Below are 21,338 nucleotides of genomic sequence, written 5' to 3' on the forward strand. Positions count from 1 at the left end.
GGGGGGTGGTGCTGCCCCACACCGGCATCGCCGCGGGCCGGCCAAACCCGGGCTGCCGGCCCCCCCCCCACCCCCGGGGGCCCCGCGCCGGGTCCACCCGGGCCGCGGGGCCCTCCCCCGTTCCGAACCGGCCCACCCCCGTCGGGTCAGTTCGGCCGCACTTCCCAGATGTCCATCCCGTACCGCTGGGCGATCTCCTCCTCCTCCGAGCCGCTCACCCCCGGGGCCACGACGGACACCCCGGAACCGTCCTCGTTGATCCAGGCGTCCCGGATGAACACGCCCTTGGCCTCCCAGTAGGCGCGGTCGGTCTCCTTGATCCGGGTGATCAGCTCCGTGAGGCGCTTGCGCGAGGCCGTCACGTCCTTGAAGTGGATCGGCACCCCCAAGTGCGGGACCGTGGTGAGCACGGTCTGGTCGAAGTCGCCCCCCGGAACGCGCAGCACCCACAGCTCGCCGGTCAGGAGGTCGGCGCAGGTCCCGTAGTACTGGTCCGGGAACCTCGTCGCCACCAGATCCCTGACCTCGCCCTGCACCTCGACCACGTGGCGGTTGACCTGCCCGTCGCTGGTGCTCGACGAGGGATCCGGCGACGTGCTGTACGTCGGGGGCGTCCGCGGTGGCGAAGGCGACCAGCCCGGGGGTGTCGCCGTCGCGATGTCGTGCCAGCGCGGCAGCCGCAGCGACTCGGGCCCCTCCGGACAGGTCAGCAGCGCTCCCAGCAGATCCGGCCCCCACGACGAGGGCGCGGAGGACGGCGGCCCGCTGGGGAACGACGGCCCGGCGGTGCCCGGCGGCGGCGTGAGCGTGCCACCCGGACCCGTCGCCCCCGCACCGCCGTCCCCGAGCCGGGTCGTCGTCCCCAGCCCGAGCAGCAGGATCACGGCCGCCACCGCCGACTGCGCCGCCAACCGCCGCCGGCGCCCCCGCCGCCGTCCGGCCTCGTGCAGCTCGGCCAGCGGCGGGTGACCGCCGGACAGCCGCCCCGCCCGCGCTCCGAGCCGGACGACCAGCTCCTTCTCGAACGCGTCCTCGCCGTCGCCCCCCGGCTCCGAGCCTCTCTCCTCAGCCCTCATGACCCACCATCTCCCGTACCGGTGCCAGCTCCTGCCGAAGCGTCCTCATCGCACGTGCCAGGTGGGTCTTGGCCGTCGCGGTCGAGCAGCCGAGTTCCTCCGCCACCTGGGCCACCGGCAGGTCCGCGTAGTACCGCAGCACCACCGCCGTCCGCTGACGGGGCGGCAGCGCCCGCAGTGCCGCTTCCAGTTCCTCGTCCCGGGGGTCCACCGCCGCCGCCGGCGAGTCCGGCAGCCGCGGCGTCAGCACCTCCCGCCGGGTCCGCCGCCACCGCGAGACATGGGTGCGGACCATGGTCCGGCGGACGTACGCCTCGGCCGCGCCCGGATCGCGGATCGCCCCGCGCCGGACGTACACCCGGGACAGCGAGTCGTGCAGCAGGTCGCGCGCGTCGTGGACGTCCCCCGTGATCAGGAACGCGCTGCGGAGAAGATCCTGGTAACGCGCCGCGACGAACTCGTCGAACGGATCACCCCGCCGGGCGTCTCCGTCGAAGCCCCCCGGCCGCATCGATTCGCGCTTCATGCCAACCAGACGCACCGGCGCCCGGAAACGGGTGACACCTCCGGCGGAAAAAACCGGAGGGGCCGGGGACCGATCAGCTCGGTCCCCGGCCCCTGCGGCACGATCGCGCCCTCACTCCCCCGCGGCGCCCGCGCGGTGGCGCTTGACCCACAGGGCCGCGCCGCCGGCCGCCACGACCAGCCCTCCGCCGACGGCCAGCAGGCCCGCGTCACCGCCGACCGAGCTTCCGAGCACCGGACCGAGCTGCGCCGAGACGGGCTCCGGGGACACCACACCCGGATCGGGTTCCGCGATCGGGTCGGCGTGCGCCGCACCGGCTCCGCCCAGCAGCATCCCGGCAGCGCCGAGCGCGCCCGCGGTGCCCAGCGCACCCGCCGTGCCCACCCGTCGTCCGAGCTTCCCCAGCCGCACCACCCGGATCCGCCGAAGGCGCCGGACCGGCCGCAAACTCCGCATCGAGAACTCCCCAACCCGTTCGCGTACTGGCCCGACGCTATCCGATCCGCACAGGTTTCTCACAGGTATTCAGGTTTGGCCGGCCAAGAGTTGTACGACTGTTGCGCAGCCGGACCACCGCCCTTCCCCCGGGCGGGCGGCCCTGACCGCGGGTCAGGAGTTGTACGTCGACTGGGCCCGCTCCAGGCCCTCGGAGAGCAGTGCCTCCACCGCGTCCGCCGAGCGGTCCACGAACCACTCCAGCTCCTTGCGCTCGGTCGCGGAGAAGTCCTTCAGCACGAAGTCCGCGACCTCCATGCGGCCCGGCGGACGGCCGATCCCGCACCGCACCCGGTGGTACTCGGGACCGAGCGACTTGGTGATGGACTTCAGCCCGTTGTGGCCGTTGTCGCCGCCGCCCAGCTTCAGCCGCAGCGCCGCGTAGTCGATGTCCAGCTCGTCGTGGACGGCCACCAGCGCGGAGAGCGGCACCTTGTAGAAGTCGCGCAGCGCGGTGACCGGGCCGCCGGAGAGGTTCATGAACGACAGCGGCTTGGCGAGCACCACCCGCCGGCCCGCGAGCCGCCCCTCGGCGACCTGGGCCCGGCTCTTGTGGGCCTTGAACTTCGCGCCCATCCGCGCGGCCAGCAGGTCCACCACCATGAACCCGATGTTGTGCCGGTTGCGGGCGTACTGCTCCCCGGGGTTGCCCAGCCCCACCACCAGCCAGGGCCCCTCGTACGATTCGTCGTTCATCCCACCGCTCCTCGTGGTCATGTTCACCGTCATCATCCCGGACATGCCGCTGCCCCGGCCGCTCCAGCGGGAGCGACCGGGGCAGCGGACCCGGACTGTGCGCGAGGCTCAGGCCTCGGCGCCGGCCTCGGCCTCGGCGGCCTCCTCGGCCGGGGCGGCCTGGGCAGCGATGACCTGCAGCACGACGGCGTCGGCCTCGACGGCCAGCGAGACGCCGTTCGGCAGGGTGATGTCCTTGGCGTGGATCGAGGCACCGGCCTCCAGGCCCTCGACCGAGACGGTGACGGCCTCGGGCAGGTGGGTGGCCTCGGCCTCGATCGGCAGGGCCTGCAGGACGTGCTCCAGCAGGTTGCCGCCGGGGGCCAGCTCGCCCTCGGTGTGGACCGGAATCTCGACGGTGACCTTCTCGCCGCGCTTGACCAGCAGCAGGTCGACGTGCTCGATGGTGCGCTTGATGGCCTCGCGCTGGACGGCCTTGGGCAGCACGTACTCGTCCTTGCCCTCGATCGGCACGACCAGCAGGGCGTTCGGGGTCTTCAGGGCCATCATCAGGTCGTGGCCGGGCAGGTTCAGGTGAACCGGCGCGTGGCCGTGACCGTAGACGACACCGGGGACGAAGCCGGCACGGCGGGCGCGACGGGCGGCACCCTTGCCGAACTCGGTACGGGTCTCGGCGGCAAGGCGGATCTCGGACACGACTGCACTCCTCGTGAAAGCTGGCGCGGGGGTGCAGGCAACGCGAAAAACCGCCGGGACCACACCCTCATAACGTTCGGGGGTCACTCGGCGGCGCACGACCTCTGCCGGGGGCCCGGGAATTCCGGAGCCGGCAGCGCGTCGATCACGGAGCGGGCACCCGCGGAGCGGGCACACGGCATCCCTCGCCGAGCAGTTTCACGAGTCTAACCGGAGCGGCGCCCTCTCGCGAAATCGGCCGCGGCCCCGGTCCTCACGGAACCGGGGCCGCGCGCACGGGGCTTGGTCAGTGCACGCCCTCGAAGAGGCTGGTGACCGAGCCCTCCTCGAACACCTCGCGGATCGCGGCGGCGATGGACGGGGCGATCGACAGCGTGGTGATCTTGTCCAGCTGCAGCGAGGCCGGGGTCGGCAGGGTGTTGGTGAACACGAACTCGCTCACCCGGGAGTTCTTCAGGCGGTCGGCGGCGGGACCGGAGAGCACGCCGTGGGTGGCGGCCACCAGGACGTCCGCGGCGCCGGCGTCGAACAGCGCGTCGGCGGCGGCGCAGATGGTGCCGGCGGTGTCGATCATGTCGTCGACCAGGACGCAGACCCGGTCCTTGACGTCACCGACGACCTCGGCCGACAGGATGGTGTTGGCCTGGGTCATGTCGCGGCGCTTGTGGATGATCGCCAGCGGCGCGTCCAGCCGGTCGCACCACTGGTCGGCCACCTTGACCCGGCCGGCGTCCGGGGAGACCACGGTGAGCTTGCTGCGGTCGACCCGCTCGCCCACGTAGTCGGCCAGCAGCGGCAGCGCGAACAGGTGGTCCACCGGGCCGTCGAAGAAGCCCTGGATCTGCGCGGTGTGCAGATCCACGGCCATCAGCCGGTCGGCGCCGGCCTGGCGCAGCAGGTCGGCGACCAGCCGGGCCGAGATCGGCTCGCGGCCCAGGTGCTTCTTGTCCTGGCGGGCGTACCCGTAGAACGGCAGGATCGCGGTGATGCTCCGGGCGGAGGCCCGCTTCAGAGCATCGATCATGATCAGCTGCTCCATGATCCACTGGTTGATGGGAGCCGTGTGGCTCTGCATCACGAAGCAGTCGGCGCCGCGGGCCGACTCCAGGAAGCGGACGTAGATCTCACCGTTGGCGAAGTCCAGGGCCTTGGTCGGAACCAGTTCGGTCCCCAGCGACGCGGCCACCTCCTTCGCCAGCTCCGGGTGGGCACGGCCGGAGAAGAGCTTCAGCTTCTTCTCGCCCGACGTCGTGATCCCGCTCACTGCCACCGTCTCCTCGCGTTGCTGACGCCGATCCCGTCCGTACCGCGGGCAGGCGTCCGCCAGCCGGCGAGAGGGTCGGGGAATTGTCGGTACGCCTGGACACGGGCGGTAGGCCCAATGGCGCACGTATGACCCCAAGGTTACGCGCCCGCTCGCGAACCGTCCGCCCCGGGACCGTCCGCCGGGCCTCCGCCCGCCGGCTCAGGCCTCCGTCGCGGACCGCTCGTCGCGCTCCGTCGCGGCCTGTGCGGCCTGCGCGGACGTGGTGCCCGGGCGCTTGCGCTGCACCCAGCCGGCGATGTTCCGCTGCTGGGCCCGGCCGACGCCGAGGGCGCCGGGCGGAACGTCGCTGGCGATCACCGAACCGGCCGCGGTGTAGGCGCCGTCGCCCACCGTGACCGGCGCGATGAACATGTTGTCGGATCCGGTACGGCAGTGCGCACCGATCACCGTGCGGTGCTTGTTGACCCCGTCGTAGTTCACGGTGACGGAGGCGGCGCCGACGTTGCTGCCCTCGCCGATGGTGGCGTCGCCGATGTAGGAGAGGTGCGGGACCTTGGCGCCCTCGCCCAGCTCCGAGTTCTTCACCTCGACGTAGGTGCCGACCTTGGCCTTGCGGGCCAGCCGGGCGCCCGGGCGCAGGTACGCGTACGGGCCGGCGGCGGCGTGGTCGCCGATCTCCGCGCGGTCCGCCGTGGTGTTGCTCACACGCGCCCCGGCGCCGATCCGGGTGTCCTTGATCGTCGAGTTCGGGCCGACCTCGCAGCCCTCGCCGAGGTGGGTGGAGCCCTGCAGCTGGGTGTTGGGCAGCACCACCGCGTCCGGCTCGTAGGAGACCTGCACGTCGAACCAGGTGGTCGCCGGGTCCACCACGGTCACGCCGGCCCGCATCGCCTGCTCCAGCAGCCGGTCGTTCAGCAGCCGGCGGGCGTGGGCGAGCTGCACCCGGTCGTTGATGCCGAGGATGTCGCGGTAGTCGCCGGCGACCACGGCGCCCACCCGGTGCCCGGCCCGGCGCAGGATCTCCAGGGTGTCGGTCAGGTACTCCTCGCCCTGCGAGTTGTCCGTGGTGACCTCGGCGAGGGCGTCCGCCAGCAGCTTGGCGTCGAAGGCGAAGACCCCGGAGTTGATCTCGTCGATCGCCCGCTGGGCCTCCGAGGCGTCCTTCTCCTCGACGATCGCCGCGACCGCGCCGTCCGCCTCGTCGCGCAGGATCCGCCCGTAGCCGAAGGGGTCCGGCACCACCGCGGTCAGCACGGTGACGCCGTTGCCCTGCTCGGCGTGGGCCGCGGCCAGCGCGCCCAGCGTCGCGCCGGTCAGCAGCGGCGCGTCGCCGGTGGTGACGATCACCGTGCCGTCCAGCTCGATCCCGTCGGCGGCCAGCGCCTCCAGCGCGGTGCGCACCGCGTGCCCGGTCCCGTTCTGCTCCTCCTGCACGACGGCGCGGGCGCCCGGGTGATGCGCCGCCAGGTGGTCGGCCACCTTCTCCCGCATGTGCCCGATCACCACGACCAGCTGGTCCGGCGTCAACTCCTCCGCCGCCGCCACCGCGTGGCCGACCAGCGACCGCCCGCACACCTCGTGCAGCACCTTCGGGAGGCTGTTCGACTTCATCCTGGTGCCACCGCCGGCGGCGAGGACGACAACGGCGGCAGGCGAATTGGCACTCACGGGGGGAGGCTCCTCGTTCGGTGACACGGGGGAGGGCAGAGCAGCCAGTGACGGGACCCGCACGTCAGCGCCCTGGCCGCTTCGAGGATAGTGCGCGGAGCATGGCCGCTCCTCCGCCCCCGGGGGCCGCCGCGCGGCGACCGCGGACCGGCCCGGGCCGACCGGCCCGCAGATGGCTCCCGGAGGAGGATTCGAACCCCCATAAGCTGGACCAAAACCAGCTGTCCTGCCCTTAGACGATCCGGGACCGACGCATCCGCCCCCGTTCCGGGGGCGCGCTCCGCCAAGAGTACGGGGTATGGGCCGTCACATCTACCTCCTCGGCCCGGCCCACCGGGGGCCCCGCCGGGATCCGGACGTCATCCATCCAGTCGGGTGAATTCACTCAAGCGCCGCCCGGCGGCGTATTCCCTCGGCGGCGGAGCGCAACCTACGATTCCGTAGGTTACGCCAACGTAGCCTCCGTCCTCTCCCCCCTCTCAAGGGACGCCCATGACCATCCAGGCCGACGAGGCGCACGCCGATTCCGCGCGCCCCCTCGACTCCTCCGCCCCCGGATCCGCCGCCCCCGCCCCGTCCGACTCCCCCGCCGCCGCCCCGGAGGCCTCCCCGCCGACCGGTCCGCACACCGGTGACGGGTCGCAGCTGATCTCCGCCACCCGGGGCGGGGAGCGCCAGGGCGCCGCCGAACGGATCGCGCTCGCGCTGTTCATCGCCGTGCCCTTCGCGGCCCTGGCCGCCGCCGTCCCGGTGGCCTGGGGCTGGGGGCTCGGCTGGACCGACGTCGCGATCGCCACCGTCATGTACTTCCTCACCTGCCACGGCATCACCGTCGGCTACCACCGCTACTTCACCCACGGCGCCTTCAAGGCCAACCGCCCGTTGCGGATCGTCCTCGCGGTGGCCGGCTCGCTGGCGATCGAGGGACCGCTGGTGCGCTGGGTGGCCGACCACCGCAAGCACCACCGGTTCAGCGACAAGGACGGCGACCCGCACTCGCCCTGGCGCTACGGCGAGACCGTCCCGGCCCTGCTCAAGGGCCTGTGGTGGGCCCACATGGGCTGGCTCTTCGACGAGGAGCAGACCCCGCAGCTCAAGTACGCGCCGGACCTCGTCCGCGACCCGGCCATGAGGCGGATCTCCCGGTTGTTCTGGCTCTGGACCGCCCTGTCGATGCTGCTGCCGCCGCTGATCGGCGGGCTGGTCACGCTCTCCTGGCAGGGCGCGCTGTCCGCCTTCTTCTGGGGCTCGCTGGTCCGGGTGGCGCTGCTGCACCACGTCACCTGGTCGATCAACTCGATCTGCCACGCGGTCGGCCGCCGGCCGTTCCGCTCCCGGGACCGCTCCGGCAACGTCTGGTGGCTGGCCGTGCTCTCCTGCGGCGAGTCCTGGCACAACCTGCACCACGCCGACCCCACCTCGGCCCGGCACGGCGTCCTGCGCGGACAGATCGACTCCTCGGCCCGGCTGATCCGCTGGTTCGAGCTGGCGGGCTGGGTCCGCGACGTCCGCTGGCCGGACGCGCAGCGGATCGCCGCCCGCCGCGCCGCATGAGGGCGCGCCTGCAGCATGATGTAGGGGTGAACGGGAGCAGCGCAGACAGCACAGGCGGCCACCAGAGCCCGCGGACGGACGCCGCGCCCGGTCCGGCGCAGGCCCGTCCGCGTGCCGCCGCCGGGCCGGACGACGCTGCGCCGGCGCCGCGCCGGCGGGGTGGCCGGGTGCGGATGACCGGCAAGCAGCGCCGGGAGCAGCTGCTGGAGATCGGCCGCACGGTGTTCGCCGAACGCGGCTACGACGGCACCTCGGTGGAGGAGATCGCCGAGCGGGCCGGGGTGTCCAAGCCGGTGGTGTACGAGCACTTCGGCGGCAAGGAGGGGCTCTACGCGGTGGTGGTCGACCGCGAGATGCAGCTGCTGCTCGACATGGTGACCGGGGCGCTCACCGGGGGGCACTCGCGCGAGCTGCTGGAGCAGGCGGCGTTCGCGCTGATGGACTACATCGACACCTCGACGGACGGCTTCCGGATCCTGGTCCGGGACTCCCCGGTGGCCCAGTCGACGGGCACCTTCGCCTCGCTGATCAGCGACATCGCGACCCAGGTGGAGGACATCCTGGGCCTGGAGTTCAAGGCGCGCGGCTTCGACGCGCGGCTCGCCCCGATGTACTCGCAGATGCTGGTGGGGATGGTCGCGCTGACCGGCCAGTGGTGGCTGGAGGTGCGCAGGCCGGAGAAGGCCGAGGTGGCCGCCCACCTGGTGAACCTGGCCTGGCACGGCCTGGAGGGGATGGAGCGGCACCCCAAGCTGGTCGGCGAGCGCAAGGCCTGAGCGCCGCCGGGGCGCGGTGCGCCTCAGGCCCGCTTCACGCCGACGGCGAAGATCCGGCGGAACGGGAAGACGGTGCCGTGCGGCCCGGCCGGGTAGGCCTCGCGCAGCAGCGCCCCGTACTCGGCGAGGAAGGCGGCCCGCTCGGCGCCGTCGCCGAGCCGGGTGAGGACCGGCCGCAGGGCGGTGCCCTTGACCCACTCCAGCACCGGGTCCGGCCCGGTGAGCAGGGTGCAGTAGGTGGTCTCCCAGACGTCGGCGGCGCAGCCCGCGGCGGCGAGCGCGTCGAGGTAGGCGGCGGGTTCGTGGACCCCGGACCGGGTGGCGTCCTCGCCGACGGCGGACCGCCAGCGGGGGCTGCGGCGCAGTTCGGCGAGCGCCGTGTGGCTGGGCGAGCCGAAGTTGCCCGGCACCTGGAAGGCGATCACCCCGCCGGGCTCCAGTGCCCGCGCCCAGCGCGACAGCAGCCCGAGGTGCCCCGGCGGCCTTCCCTGCCCGCCCGTCTCCGGCGAGGAGGATCCCGGCCGGGCTCGGCCGCCCGCCCCGAAGCCGATCCACTGCAGGGCCGCGTTGGAGACGATCACGTCCGGCGCCGCCCGCGCCGGGTCGTAGCCGGCGGCGTCGGCGAGCAGGTAGTCGGCGGTGGGCTCGCCGTCGGCACGGGCGACGGCGAGCATCTCGGCGGAGTTGTCGATCCCGGTGATCCGGGCGGCGGGCCAGCGCTCGCGCAGGACGGCGGTGGAGTTGCCGGGGCCGCAGCCGATGTCGAGGACGGTCGGGGCGGGTTCGTGGGGGACGGCGGGCACCCGGGCGAGCAGGTCGTGCAGCGGACGGGTCCGTTCGCCGGCGAAGCGCAGGTACTGCTCGGGGTCCCAGACGGGAGCGGACACGGGGGCCTCCCAAAGTATCTCGACATCAAGATATCCATGCCAGCTTCGGTACTGGATTTCTCGATGTCAAGAGACTTCACATCGACACAACCCCCGATACACTGATCGTCATGGAGGACGAGGTCGATCGGCTGGTCGCAGCATGGCGCAGAGAGCGCCCCGACCTCGACGTGGAACCGCTCGAAGTGCTCAGCCGGGTCAGCCGGCTCGCCCGCCACCTCGACCGCGCGCGCCGGACCGCCTTCGCCGAGCACGGCCTCGAACCCTGGGAGTTCGACGTCCTGACCGCGCTGCGACGGGCCGGCTCCCCCTACCAGCTCTCCCCCGGCCAGCTGCTCACCCAGACCCTGGTCACCTCCGGCACCATGACCAACCGGATCGACCGGCTCACCGGCAAGGGCCTGGTCAAGCGACTGCCCGACCCGGACGACCGGCGCGGTGTCCTCGTGCGGCTCACCGACGACGGACGCGACCGCGCCGACCAGGCGCTCGCCGGACTGCTCGCGCACGAGCGCGAACTGCTCGCCCAGCTGACCTCCGCCCAGCAGGGCGAGCTCGCCGGTCTGCTGCGGCAGCTGGTCGCGCCGTTCGACAACATCCCCTAGCCGGGCGGCGTCGCCCGCGCCCCCGTCCGCACCCGACCGGGTCTCCCGGCCGCCCGACGGAGCCCCTGACCCGAGCCATGTCCGGGAGGGGACGGACGGGCGGATCAGCCGGCGCCCGGCGAGGTGGACGTGGCGACGGACGGCGGGGCGGCGGGAGCCGCGAGCTCGGACGGGCTCACGCCCGCCCGGCGGGCCACCGCGACGGCGGCCAGGGTGGAGTGCACCCCGAGCTTGCCGAGGACGTTCTGCATGTGCGTGCGGACGGTGTGCGGGGAGAGGTAGAGCCGCTCGGCGACGGCCTGCCGCCCGAGGCCCGCGACCATGCAGCGCAGGATCTGCTTCTCCCGCGGGGTGAGCGTGTCGACCAGGCGCTCGCTCTCGGTGCGGTCCCGGCGGGCCGTGGTGAGCTCGCGGATCACCCCGGTGAGGAGCGCGGGCGGCAGATGGGTCTCGTCCCGCAGCACGCCCCGGATCACCGCCAGCAGGCGGGCCAGTGAACTCTCCTTCGCCACCCAGCCGGTGGCACCGGCGTGCAGGGCGCGGGCGGCCCGCTGCGGGTCGTCGGCGGTGGCCAGGACGATCGCCCGCAGACCGGGGTGGTGGCGGCGGACCCGGACCAGCAGGGTGATGCCGTCGGGGACCGGGGCGGCGGACGGCGGGGCCGCCGGGGCCGGATGGGGAGCGGACGGGGCCGCCGTCGCGGAGTGCGGCTCCGCCGGGTACGGGCCGGCCGGGCGCGCGGCCGGGTGCCGGGCCGTGCCGCCGGGGGGCCCGGCCGGGCCGGCGGCCGGGGCCGCCGGGGGGCGCCGGGGGGACGGCAGCGCGGGGGCCGGGCGGCGGCGCAGCGCGTCGGGCGGATCGGCACCCGGCTGGCGGGGCTTGCGCGCGGCGCCCTCGGCCACCCCGAGATCGGCGTCCACCAGGACCACGTCGAACGCCCGCCCCTCGGTGGCGGCGCGCTCCAGCGCCCGCTCCGCGGCGGCCGCGCTGCCCGCCGCGCCGACCTCGACGTCGGGCTCGGCGGCGAGCGCCGCGGCCAGTGCCTCGGCGAAGATCCGGTGGTCGTCGACCACCAGGACGCGGATCCGCCCCATCGTCACTTCCCCCCTGCTCAGCTCCGGGCTCGTCCGGGACGGCGCGCCCCACGTCCCGCCGCCGCCGTCCGGGCGCGTCCTGCGCCGGCCGCCTCCCGGACGTCCGGGAGGACCGAGGTGCCGGCCCCCACCGGTACCGGAATTCAGCGTACGGGGTACGCGCCGACGCGGTGGGGATTCGGTGAAGTTTCGTCAGGAGCTGCCGCTCGGGCAGGACTTGGTGCGGCCGGACCGCTCCCCCGCCGGTGCCCGGCGGTCGCGGCGGCCTCGGCGGCGCCAACGCCGGAGCGCCGTCCCCTCCGTCCGGACGGAGGGGGCGGCGCTCGGCGGGCCGGAGGAGCCGACGGGCCTACAGGCCGTTCTTCTCCAGCGTGAACTTCCAGGCGTCGGCGACGATGTCGTCCAGGTTCGGCCGGCGCGGGGTCCAGCCCAGCTCCCGGTGGGCCCGCTCGGCGGAGGCCACCAGCACGGCCGGGTCGCCGGCGCGGCGGCCGGAGACCACGACCGGGATCTCCCGGCCGGTGACGCGCTTGACCGACTCGATCACCTCGCGGACCGAGAAGCCGCTGCCGTTGCCCAGGTTGCAGATCAGGTGCTCGCCCGGCTTGGCGGCGCCCAGCGCCAGCAGGTGCGCGTCGGCCAGGTCCGCGACGTGGATGTAGTCGCGGATGCAGGTGCCGTCCGGGGTCGGGTAGTCGTCGCCGTACACCGCGATGTGCTCGCGCTGCCCGAGGGCGGCCTGGAACACCAGCGGGATCAGGTGCGACTCGGGGTCGTGCCGCTCGCCGTACGCGCCGTACGCGCCCGCCACGTTGAAGTAGCGCAGCGAGACGGCGGCCAGGCCGTGGGCGACGGCCTCGCTGGTGATCAGGTGGTCCACGGCGAGCTTGGTGGCGCCGTAGGTGTTGGTCGGCGCGGTGCGGGCCGTCTCGGCGATCGGCACCGACTCCGGCTCGCCGTAGGTGGCGGCGGTCGACGAGAACACCAGCTTGCGCACACCCGCCGCGCGCATCGCGCCGACCAGCTCCAGCGAACCGGCCACGTTGTTGCGCCAGTACTTCTCCGGGTCCACGACCGACTCGCCGACCTGCGAGGAGGCGGCGAAGTGCAGCACCCCGTCGAAGGATGCGTCCAGGACCTCGCCGGCCTCCTGGATCCGGCCCTCGACGAACTCGGCGCCGGCCGGCACGCCCTCGCGGAAGCCGGTCGAGAGGTCGTCCAGGACGGTCACCTGGTGTCCCGCTTCCAGCAGGTGGGCGGCGACCACACTGCCGACATAGCCGGCGCCACCCGTGACCAGGTACTTACTCATGATGCGACCTCCAGCGGGCGATGGGCCGCCGTCGGCGGGCCATCGGGGACGTACGTACGACTGCGGCCTATTCTCCCTGGCCGCCGGGGGTGCTCAGGACCATCCCGGATGCCCTTTCCGGCCCGTCCGCCGCCCGCCCACGCCGGCCTCCGCCAGCCCGTCGACGGGCCGCCGCCCGTACGTCGCCCCCGCGTCGCCCGCCGGTCAGCCGCGCGCCATCCGCTCCAGCAGCCCGGTGCGCGCCGCGACCGCCGCCGCCTCCAACCGGGTGCGCGCGCCGAGCTTCATCAGCACCCGCTGGACGTGCGTGCGGGCCGTGCTCGCCGCGATCCGCATCCCCGCCGCAATCGCCGCGGTGTCCTCGCCGTCCGCGATCCTGGCCAGCACCTGGACCTCCCGCCGGGTGAGCAGCCGCAGCAGCCGCACCGCCTCGTCGTCCGGCTCGGCGGCCGGCCTCAGCAGGTGGTCGAACGCGCCGCGCAGCACCTCCACCGCGACCGCCGCCTCCCCGGCCCGGGCCCGCGCGATCGCCCGCTCGACCACCTCGATCCGCTCGTCGCTCGGCACGTACCCGGCCGCACCCGACGCGAACGCCCCCGCCACGCCCCGCAGTTCGCCGACCGGCCCGAGCACGATCACGGCCACCTCGGGCCGCTCCCGGCGGATCCGCCGCACACCGTCGAACGCCCCCGGCTCCCCCGGCGCGGCCACCCCCAGCAGACACACCTCCGGCCGCCGGCCCGCCACCAGATCGGCCGCCGACGAGGCCGGCGAACCCACCGCCAGCACCCGGTGACCGCGCAGTTGGAGCGCGGTGGCCAGCGCCTCGGCCAACAGCCGGTGGTCGTCCACCACGACGAGACGAACACCCATGAGACCCCTCCAGGCCGGCTTCCCGCCCGCAGCCCCGCCCGGCCGGGGAAGTCGGCCGATGACGCTCCATCAGAGCGCATTCCGTACCCGACCTGCCAGACCGTCTCACGGGCCGCCCCGCCGGGTCGTCCCGCCACCCGACCGTGCGGGCACAACGAAAAGGACCCCCGCCCGAAGGCGGAGGTCCTGACCGAGCCCCCATGCGGAATCGAACCGCAGACCTTCTCCTTACCATGGAGACGCTCTACCGACTGAGCTATAGGGGCTTGTTCCCTGTTCTCGCTCCCCGACCCCGCCTTCCGGCCCGGTCCGTTCGCTCGAACAAGGAAGACATTACACGGCCGGGGGGCCGATTGGGAAATCGGTCGCGGCCCTCCTGCCGGGCAGCGCACCCGCCGCCGCCAGGTCCGTTCCGCTGGTCTCCGGCAGCAGTCGCAGGCACAGCAGCGCCACCATTCCCCACGCCGCCAGGTACCAGCCGACCGGCTCCGCCGTCCCGTACGCCTCGGTCAGCCTGGTCGCGATCAGCGGCGTCGTCGCCCCGCCGACCACCCCGCCCAGGTTGTACGTCAGCGCCGCCCCGGTGTACCGCACCCGGGTCGGGAACAGCTCCGGCAGGAACGCCGCCAGCGGGCCCAGCAGGCAGCCCAGCACCACCATCGCCCCCGCCAGCGCCAGGAACATCAGCCCCCGCCGCTCCGTCTCCAGCAGCGGGAACAGCACCAGCCCCCACGCCACCGCCAGCCCCGTCGCCCCCTGCAGCGTCCGCCGCCGGCCCCACCCGTCACTGCGCCGCGCGCTCAGCCACACCGTCACCGCCTTCCCCGCCGCCCCGGCCAGCAGCATCGACAGCACCACCGTGCTCGGCACCCCGAGCCCCGTCGTCGCGTACGCCAGTGCGTACGTGGTGGTCAGGTAGAACAGCGCGTACCCCACCGTGATCGCCCCGCAGCCCACCAGCACCGTCCGCCAGTGCCCGCGCAGCACCTCCACCACCGGCGCCCGCTCCGCCCCGGCCCGCACCTCGCCCCGCGCCTCGCCCCGGAACAGCGGCGTCTCCTCCAGCCGCAGCCGCACGAACAGCCCCACCGCCACCAGCGCCAACGACGCCAGGAACGGCACCCGCCAGCCCCAGGACCGGAACGCCCCCTCGTCCAGCCAGAGTTGCAGCACCAGGAACACCCCGTTGGCGAGCACGAACCCGGTCGTCGGCCCCAACTGCAGATACGCCCCGTACCGCCCCCGCCGCCCCGCCGGCGCGTTCTCCGCCACCAGCAGCGCCGCACCGCCCCACTCCCCGCCCAGCCCCACCCCCTGGCACACCCGCAGCACCACCAGCGCCACCGGCGCCCACCACCCCCACGCCCCGAACCCCGGCAGCACCCCCACCGCCGCCGTCGACAGCCCCATCAGCAGCAGCGACACCACCAACGTGGTCTTCCGCCCCAGCCGGTCCCCGAAGTGCCCGAACACCACCGCCCCCAACGGCCGCGCCAGGAACGCCACCGCATACACCGAGAACGCCGCCAACAGCGCCCCCACCGTGCCGAGTTCGGGAAAGAACACCTCACCGAAGACCAGCGCCGCCGCCGTCCCGTAGATGAAGAAGTCGTAGAACTCGATCGCCGTACCGATCAACGCCGCCGCAGCGGCCCGCCGCATCTGCCCCGTCGCACCCATACCCCCAACCCTGGCGACCCCGCCCCACCCCCGACAGCACCCACCCGAGTGACACCCGCGCTCACCCCACCCCTCACGCCCCCCACCGCGCGGGGCCGCCCCTCACCTCACGTAGGAACCACCGGACGGCCCGGATGACCGCCTCCGCCGCACCACCACCACCGCAACCACCCCGGCCACGACCAGCACCGCCACGCCTGCCGCCACTCCGATGACCAGACCGTTCCCCGCCCGTGACGCCTCTTCCTTCTCCTTCTCACCCGCCCCCTCCTGCGGCACCGCCGCAGGAGGGGCGGAAGCGGGCGGCGGTACCGGGCTGGACGCTTCAGCGGGTGCCGACGGCGCCGCGCTCTCGGTCGGGTCCACCAGGGGACTGACATCGGCCGGTCCCGGATCACCCGGCGTGGTCAGCGCGACGCGCGGACGGACGATTCCATGACCGATGAAGTCGGTCCGACTCGATCCGTCCTTGGGCTTTCCGGCCGTGTTGATCAGCACCCGGGCGATCTGGTTCGGAGCCCAATCCGGATGAACCGACCAGAGAAGGGCCGCCGAGGCGGAGACCAGGGCGGTTGCGTCGGAAGTGCCGTGCTTCTTGCAGTAACCCGATTCCGCGGCGCACGACGTGTAGATGTCCACCCCGGGAGCGGCGATGTCGATCTGAGGGCCGTGCTCGGACTCCTCGGTGGCCGTTCCGGCGCGGTCGGCCGCCGCCACCGCGATGATGCTCGGAAGGGCGGCGGGGTACAGGACGGGATTCCCCTGCTGGCCACTGTTCCCGGCACCCGCGACGACCAGCGCGCCCTTCCCGTTGGCGTACTTCACGGACTTCTCCAGTTCGGCGATGTCTCCCGTGGAGACTCCGGAGGAACCCGCGACCGACGAGACGTTGATGACCCTCGCCCCTTGGTCCGCCGCGAAGGTGATGCCCTGGCTCACCTGATTGAGATAGCCCGATGCATCGATCGGCTGTGCCGGGTCATCATTGATGTTGATCTTGATGGGGAGGATCTTGGCGTCGGGCGCGAGACCGTACGCGCCCTTCCCTCCCAGTCCCTTCCCGGACCCCGCGATGAGACCGGCGATTCCCGTGCCGTGGCCGCTCTTGTCGACACCGACGCCACCGGACAGCCCGCTCATGTCCTTTCCTGCCAGGAACTGACCCGCCAGATCCGGGTGGTCGAGGCGGAACCCCCCGTCGATCACCGCCACGGTGATTCCCCGGCCCTTGCTCGTCTGCCAGATCTCCGGCGCCTTCATGGTGTCCAGGTGCCACTGCTGGTCACGGATCGAGTCCACCGCGACCGCTGGCCCCACCGCGGGCCCTGCCACGATGCCCGCCACCAACAACGACGCGGCGAACCCCCGCCCACGCACACGTACGTTCGTCCGCCGCATCACTGCTCCCTCGTCACTTTCCCCGTCGGGCCCGGGTGCCGGCCCGTGCAGCACTGCCCGGCCACCGGGTGCGGGCCCCGTGGCCGGGCAGTCGTTCCGGACTACTCAATCACGCCCGGATTGCTCTTCGGAGTACCGCTGGTCCAGGTCTCCTCGTCCTCGTGCAGATAGTCGGCCCGACGGCCGCGCTCACGCTCGCGCCGCTCCCCCGCGCCGCCGCCCATCATGCCCGGGCCCATCATGCCGTTCTGGCCCGGCCGGGCCGCACCCTCGGCGGCCGCCGCCCCGGCCGCGGCCGCCCGGTTGCGCAGGCCGCTGCCACCCGGGGTGAACTCCCCGCCGGCCACCGGACCCTTGGCCCCGCCGACCACACCGCCGACGGTCGAGCTGTAGCCCCGACCGCGCGAACCGCCGACCGCGCCACCACCGTGGCCGCCGCCGCCCGGGTGCATCCCGCCGCCCGGACCGCCGAAGCCGCCCCCGCCGGCGGGCCCGCCGGCCCGTCCCTGAGCCGCCTCGCGCGCCCCGAACACCGTCCCGCCGTTGGTCGGTACCGGAGCACCGCCCTTCGCCGGCGGGTTCCCGCCGCCGAAGGTGCTGGTCCGGTTCGGAGGCACCGAGCCCCCGCCGCCGCCCTTCAGCGGCACGGTCCCGCCGGTGAACGGACCGGTACCGCCCATCGGGATCGGCCCGCCCCCGACGAAGGGGCCCGTCCCGCCACCCGGGAGCCCCGGGTATCCGGGGCCGCCGCCCTGAGGGTACGGGGACACCGGCCCACCGCCGGACGGTCCCACCGGCCCGGTCTGCCCGGGCAGCGTCGGCACCGGAGGCAGACTGTCCAGCCCGGTGCTGGGACGGTCCCCGGGGAACGTGACCGGCGGCGGCGTCACCACCCCGGACGTGCCGGGGTCACCCGGCAGCGGCACCGCACCACCGTGCGGCGGGGTCGGAACGCTGTGGCCCGGAGTCTGCGGCGCGTCCGGCACCGACGTCCGGGGACGCGGCGCCACGACGGAACCGCCACCACCGCCGTAACCGCCACCGCCGGCCGGGACGTAACCCCCGCCGCCGTAGCCGCCGCCGGAAGTCCTACCCGTGCCCCCGGAGCCGTAGGATCCACCACCCGGCCCGACCGGAACCTCGGTTCCACCGTCGACCGCCTTCGGGCCGTCGCCGGGGGTGCCCGGCAGCTCGGGCAACTTGAGCCCGTTCAGCTTGGCGGTCGCCGCCTCGTACGCCTGACCCAGCTTCTCCATCTGGTGGATGGCTTCCTGGTGCGCGGTGTCCACCCGCTTCTGCGCCGCCGCGGCCTCCGCATAGGAGACCCAGGTCGGGTCCTCCTTCTTCATGATCGCGTCGGTCGTCGCCGTCGGATTGCCGATGCCGGCGATGCTCAGCGACGAAGGCTTCAGGCACGGCTGCGCGGCATGCCGCTTGACCATGTCGATGTCCTTGGTCGGCACCTCGGGCACACCGGTCTTGGCGCTCCCCAGGGCCTCACCGGCCTGGACCATCGCGTCACCGGCACCCTTGGAGTACTCGCTGATCATCGAGGCCGACTTGTTCAGGTTCCCGGCCCAGGTCTTGAAGTTCTCGGCCGCCGGCCCCTCCCACTGGATCTGCCCGACGTGGGCGGCCAGCGCCCGGCTGAGGTCTTCCAGCACCCGCCCGGCGTCCTTCAGCTGGTTGCCACGGCTGGTCACCTTCGCCGGATCGCTGCCGGCGACCATCGACTTGAGCTGCGGATGGTTGATGCCCTCGAAGTTCGTTCCGCCCGCCATCAGTTACCCCCCGTTCCGGTCGATCCCGCGTACCCGCGCGCCATCAGTAGTCACCGCTCTTCGCGGCCGGCCCGTTGGGCCCGGCGGCCGGGGTGTAGGTGTCCGCGTTCTTCGCGACCGCGTTGACCGCCGTCGTCTGGTGCTCCTCGTTGCTGCCGTAGCTGCCCGCCGTCTGCGCGACCGCCTGGCTCATCTTGTCGATCTGCTCCGCGAACGCCTTCGACAACTGCGAGATCGCCGCATGGGTCCGGTCGTACGCCGCCATCAGCTCCGCGGACTCGTGGAAGCCGGTGCCGAGGTTGCCCGCGGTCAGCTTCTGCTCCTTGATCTTGTGCTGAGCCGCCTCCGAGCCCTCCAGCGAGGCCAGGAGCGCGTCCACCTTCTTCTTGAACGTGGTCAGCGTGTCGAGCTCGATCTTGACGTCCTTGGAGCCGAACGCCGCCACCAGTGCGGTGGCGCTGACGTCGACCTGGACCTGGCCGACCACGCGGCCGACCCAACTGTTGTCGAGCGTCCACGGCTTCACTTCACCGTTGGGGCCGTCGGCCCAGCCCGCGCCGCCCGGTCCAGCCTCGCCTGGCACAGCAATCCACCTCTCCCCCGTGCGCGGCGCGCCCCCGCAGGTCGCCGCACCGCGACACAACGTCAACTACTCACTCCTGCGGCCCCGCACCGTCCACGCCTCGGGACGGGCGGCGCCTCGTTCATCGTAGCCATCGCCTCCGTCGCACCGGCAGGGCCCGCGGCCCGCCCGTACGCGATCGGTACGAACTTGACACGTCCGCTCCGGCGGGCGGCGCCGTTAGACTGGCCGGGTCCGGTCGTCCCGGACGCGTCCTCATCTGCCGCGCAGCGTCGCACAGCAGCGACCCCCGGCCGCCCCTGCCCGCCCGGTCCAGTACCGGCCCGGCCCGGCGGCCCCGCCGCGGATCGGATGGCCCACGTGAGCCGCAACACCGCCGCAGACGCCCCCTGGTGGGCGCGGGCCGCGCGTCCGGCGAGGCCGGTGGCGCCGGTCGCGCCGATGGTGCGGGCCGCGATCGGCATGGCGCTGGCCCTGGCCGCCGGAGTGCTGGCGCACCGGGTGGACCTGGGGGTGTTCGCCGGGCTCGGCGCGATGCACGCCACCATGAACGACCGGGTCGAGCCGGTGCGGCTGCGGGTCCGACGGATCGTCACCGCCGTGGGCGCCTCGGCGCTCGGGATGCTGGTGGGCGGCACGTTGCAGCACTCCGGGGCCGACGGGCTCGCGCTGGGCGCGGCGCTGACCGTGACGGCGTTCGTCTCGGGGGCGGTGAGCGCAACGGGGCCGCGGGGTTCGGCGGCGGGGCTGCTGCTGCTCGTCTCCGCCGCGCTCGGCAGCGGCATGCCGCTGCCGGACCCGTGGTGGGCGGGGGCGCCGCTGATGGCCGCGGGTGCCGCGCTCGTGCTGCTGCTCGGCCCGCCACCGCGCCGGCACAGGGCCCCCGCCGCCGACCCCGCCACCCGGGCGCTCGCCGCCGCGTACGACGCGCTCGGCCGGATGCTCGCCGATCTGGGGACGCCGCGCGGCGCGGCCTCCCGCCGGCTCCTGACCGACCGGCTGAACCAGGTGCAGGACGTGCTTCCGCCCACCCGCCATCCCCACCCCCACCCCCACCCCGGCCAGGAGATGTACCGGGCCGCGCTCGCGGCGACCGAGGCCGCCACCGGTCTGCTCTGGGCCCGGCGCCCGGTGCCGCCCGAGGTCGCCGCCGTCCCGGACCGGCTGGCCCGGGCGGTGGAGCGCGGCGGCGGCGAGGTGGCGGTGCCCGGCTGGGCGCCGGACACGCCGTCCCGGCGGGCGCTGGACGCGGCGCTGCGCGCGGCCGCCGGCACGGTGGCGGGCCGGGCGGCGGCGCCCGGCACGGCGCCGGTGCCGCCGCCGGACCCGTGGCGGCTGCGGGTGCGGCTGGTGTCGCCCGCCGCCGCACGGTACGGGGCGCGGCTCGCGCTGTGCGTGGCGGCCGGGGCGGCGGTGACGACCGCGATGCCGCTGAGCCGCAGCTACTGGGTGCCGATGACGATCGCCTTCGTGCTGAAGCCGGACCTCGGGTCGGTGTTCCTGCGCGCGGTGAGCCGTTCGGTCGGGACGGTGCTGGGGGTGGCGGTGACGGCGGCGGTGCTGGCCCCGGCGCCCGGTCCGTGGGCGCTGGTGGCGATCGCCGCGCTCTGCGTGGCCCTGCTGCCGTACGCGACGGCGGCGCACTACGGGCTGAACACCGTCGTCATGACGCCGATGGCGCTGGTCCTGCTGCAACTGGGCGGGCAGGACGGGGCGGCCGGGTTCTGGCCCCGGGTGCTGGACACCGCGCTGGCCAGCACGATCGTGCTGCTGCTCGGCTACCTGCTGTGGCCCGAGCGGCCGCGGCACCGGATCGAGCCGCGCCTGGTGGCCGCGACGACGGCGCTCAAGGCCTACCTGGACTCGGTCGCCCGGCCGGACGGCCCACAGGACCGCCCACAACAGGACCGCCCACGGCAGGACGGCTCGCAACAGGACGGCCCACGGCAGGACGCCGCACTCCCGACCGGCACACCGCAGGCCCCCCGCCACCACGCCGAGGTGTGGCTGCGCCGCACCGCCTACCGCGCGCTGGCCGACGCCCGGGCCGAGGTGGAGCGGGCGCTGGCCGAGCCGCCCCCGGCGGGGCGCCCGGCCGCCGAGTGGCTGCCCGCGACCGCCGCCCTGGAGCGGCTGAGCGGCGCGGTGGCGGCATTCGCGGCGCAGCGCCGCTACGGCGGCCGGGTGCCGGACCCGGTGGAGGTGGAGCGGGTCCGCCGGGCACTGGACGCGCTGACGGCCGCGGCCCGCGCGCACCGTCCGCCGACCGGGGCGGCGGCGCGTCCGACCCGCCCGCACGACCCGGCGCGCAGCGCGCTGGGCCGGGCGGCGGACGAGCTGGACGCGCTGCTGGCCGACCGCTCCTGAGCCG

General features: G+C 74.2%; 19 protein-coding genes and 2 tRNA genes. 4 read left to right on the plus strand and 17 right to left on the minus strand.

Annotated features, from left to right (window positions below; translation table 11 throughout):
* Positions 1 to 146: 146 nt before the first annotated feature.
* From ACF1AK_RS05000 to ACF1AK_RS05035, 8 genes are all read right to left on the minus strand, one after another.
* Positions 147 to 1,076, minus strand: a complete 930-nt coding sequence (locus ACF1AK_RS05000) for a hypothetical protein (RefSeq protein ID WP_391497382.1) — start codon at positions 1,074 to 1,076, stop codon at positions 147 to 149.
* A complete protein-coding gene (locus ACF1AK_RS05005; protein WP_391497383.1) occupies positions 1,066 to 1,602 on the minus strand; it encodes a SigE family RNA polymerase sigma factor in 537 nt (178 codons plus the stop codon). Before ACF1AK_RS05005 ends, ACF1AK_RS05000 begins: the two co-directional genes overlap by 11 nt.
* Positions 1,603 to 1,713: 111 nt before the next feature.
* Positions 1,714 to 2,058 carry a hypothetical protein gene (locus ACF1AK_RS05010; protein ID WP_391497384.1) on the minus strand — a complete coding sequence of 115 codons (345 nt, stop codon included), beginning with the start codon at positions 2,056 to 2,058 and terminating at the stop codon, positions 1,714 to 1,716.
* Positions 2,059 to 2,211: 153 nt separating this feature from the next.
* Positions 2,212 to 2,793 (minus strand): aminoacyl-tRNA hydrolase, encoded by a 582-nt coding sequence (gene pth, locus ACF1AK_RS05015; protein ID WP_391497385.1) that lies wholly within the window; start codon positions 2,791 to 2,793, stop codon positions 2,212 to 2,214.
* Between the two features lie 108 nt (positions 2,794 to 2,901).
* The gene (locus tag ACF1AK_RS05020) at positions 2,902 to 3,489 is read right to left on the minus strand and encodes a 50S ribosomal protein L25/general stress protein Ctc (RefSeq protein WP_391497386.1); all 588 of its coding nucleotides are present in this window, start codon (positions 3,487 to 3,489) and stop codon (positions 2,902 to 2,904) included.
* Between the two features lie 286 nt (positions 3,490 to 3,775).
* Positions 3,776 to 4,753 (minus strand): ribose-phosphate diphosphokinase, encoded by a 978-nt coding sequence (locus ACF1AK_RS05025; RefSeq protein ID WP_391497387.1) that lies wholly within the window; start codon positions 4,751 to 4,753, stop codon positions 3,776 to 3,778.
* A gap of 201 nt (positions 4,754 to 4,954) precedes the next feature.
* The gene (glmU, locus tag ACF1AK_RS05030) at positions 4,955 to 6,424 is read right to left on the minus strand and encodes a bifunctional UDP-N-acetylglucosamine diphosphorylase/glucosamine-1-phosphate N-acetyltransferase GlmU (RefSeq protein ID WP_391497388.1); all 1,470 of its coding nucleotides are present in this window, start codon (positions 6,422 to 6,424) and stop codon (positions 4,955 to 4,957) included.
* A gap of 173 nt (positions 6,425 to 6,597) precedes the next feature.
* A tRNA-Gln gene (locus tag ACF1AK_RS05035) sits at positions 6,598 to 6,671 on the minus strand.
* A gap of 245 nt (positions 6,672 to 6,916) precedes the next feature.
* On the opposite strand from ACF1AK_RS05035, the gene ACF1AK_RS05040 reads away from it, so the two are divergent.
* Together ACF1AK_RS05040 and ACF1AK_RS05045 are read left to right on the plus strand one after the other, a co-directional pair.
* Complete coding sequence (locus tag ACF1AK_RS05040) at positions 6,917 to 7,978, plus strand: acyl-CoA desaturase (protein WP_391497389.1); 1,062 nt, start codon at positions 6,917 to 6,919, stop codon at positions 7,976 to 7,978.
* Positions 7,979 to 8,151: 173 nt separating this feature from the next.
* Positions 8,152 to 8,754, plus strand: coding sequence for a TetR/AcrR family transcriptional regulator (locus ACF1AK_RS05045; RefSeq protein ID WP_344343750.1), 603 nt, complete (start codon positions 8,152 to 8,154; stop codon positions 8,752 to 8,754).
* 23 nt (positions 8,755 to 8,777) lie between these two features.
* Here ACF1AK_RS05045 and ACF1AK_RS05050 read toward each other — a convergent pair whose 3' ends face one another.
* On the minus strand, positions 8,778 to 9,641 hold the full coding sequence (locus ACF1AK_RS05050) for a methyltransferase domain-containing protein (protein WP_391497390.1): 864 nt from the start codon (positions 9,639 to 9,641) through the stop codon (positions 8,778 to 8,780).
* A gap of 110 nt (positions 9,642 to 9,751) precedes the next feature.
* On the opposite strand from ACF1AK_RS05050, the gene ACF1AK_RS05055 reads away from it, so the two are divergent.
* A complete protein-coding gene (locus ACF1AK_RS05055) occupies positions 9,752 to 10,246 on the plus strand; it encodes a MarR family transcriptional regulator (protein ID WP_320435994.1) in 495 nt (164 codons plus the stop codon).
* 104 nt (positions 10,247 to 10,350) lie between these two features.
* On the opposite strand, the gene ACF1AK_RS05060 is transcribed toward ACF1AK_RS05055, so the two are convergent.
* The 8 genes from ACF1AK_RS05060 to ACF1AK_RS05095 all read right to left on the minus strand — a co-directional run bounded on the left by ACF1AK_RS05060 (position 10,351) and on the right by ACF1AK_RS05095 (position 18,967).
* Entirely contained in the window at positions 10,351 to 11,340 is a 990-nt protein-coding gene (locus tag ACF1AK_RS05060) for a LuxR C-terminal-related transcriptional regulator (protein WP_391497391.1), read from the minus strand.
* 349 nt (positions 11,341 to 11,689) lie between these two features.
* Positions 11,690 to 12,652, minus strand: coding sequence for a UDP-glucose 4-epimerase GalE (gene galE, locus ACF1AK_RS05065; RefSeq protein ID WP_391497392.1), 963 nt, complete (start codon positions 12,650 to 12,652; stop codon positions 11,690 to 11,692).
* A gap of 204 nt (positions 12,653 to 12,856) precedes the next feature.
* Positions 12,857 to 13,525 (minus strand): LuxR C-terminal-related transcriptional regulator, encoded by a 669-nt coding sequence (locus tag ACF1AK_RS05070; RefSeq protein ID WP_391497393.1) that lies wholly within the window; start codon positions 13,523 to 13,525, stop codon positions 12,857 to 12,859.
* Positions 13,526 to 13,718: 193 nt separating this feature from the next.
* Positions 13,719 to 13,791, minus strand: a tRNA-Thr gene (locus ACF1AK_RS05075).
* Positions 13,792 to 13,858: 67 nt separating this feature from the next.
* Positions 13,859 to 15,205, minus strand: coding sequence for an MFS transporter (locus ACF1AK_RS05080; RefSeq protein ID WP_391497394.1), 1,347 nt, complete (start codon positions 15,203 to 15,205; stop codon positions 13,859 to 13,861).
* A gap of 102 nt (positions 15,206 to 15,307) precedes the next feature.
* A complete protein-coding gene (gene mycP / locus ACF1AK_RS05085) occupies positions 15,308 to 16,603 on the minus strand; it encodes a type VII secretion-associated serine protease mycosin (protein ID WP_391497395.1) in 1,296 nt (431 codons plus the stop codon).
* A gap of 101 nt (positions 16,604 to 16,704) precedes the next feature.
* Positions 16,705 to 18,384 (minus strand): WXG100 family type VII secretion target, encoded by a 1,680-nt coding sequence (locus ACF1AK_RS05090; RefSeq protein WP_391497396.1) that lies wholly within the window; start codon positions 18,382 to 18,384, stop codon positions 16,705 to 16,707.
* Positions 18,385 to 18,427: 43 nt separating this feature from the next.
* On the minus strand, positions 18,428 to 18,967 hold the full coding sequence (locus ACF1AK_RS05095; protein WP_391497397.1) for a hypothetical protein: 540 nt from the start codon (positions 18,965 to 18,967) through the stop codon (positions 18,428 to 18,430).
* Between the two features lie 360 nt (positions 18,968 to 19,327).
* Here ACF1AK_RS05095 and ACF1AK_RS05100 point away from each other — a divergent pair, with 360 nt between their 5' ends.
* On the plus strand, positions 19,328 to 21,334 hold the full coding sequence (locus ACF1AK_RS05100; RefSeq protein WP_391497398.1) for an FUSC family protein: 2,007 nt from the start codon (positions 19,328 to 19,330) through the stop codon (positions 21,332 to 21,334).
* The last annotated feature ends 4 nt before the right edge of the window (positions 21,335 to 21,338 follow it).

The organism is Kitasatospora sp. NPDC015120 (assembly GCF_043080305.1).
GTDB lineage: Bacteria > Actinomycetota > Actinomycetes > Streptomycetales > Streptomycetaceae > Kitasatospora.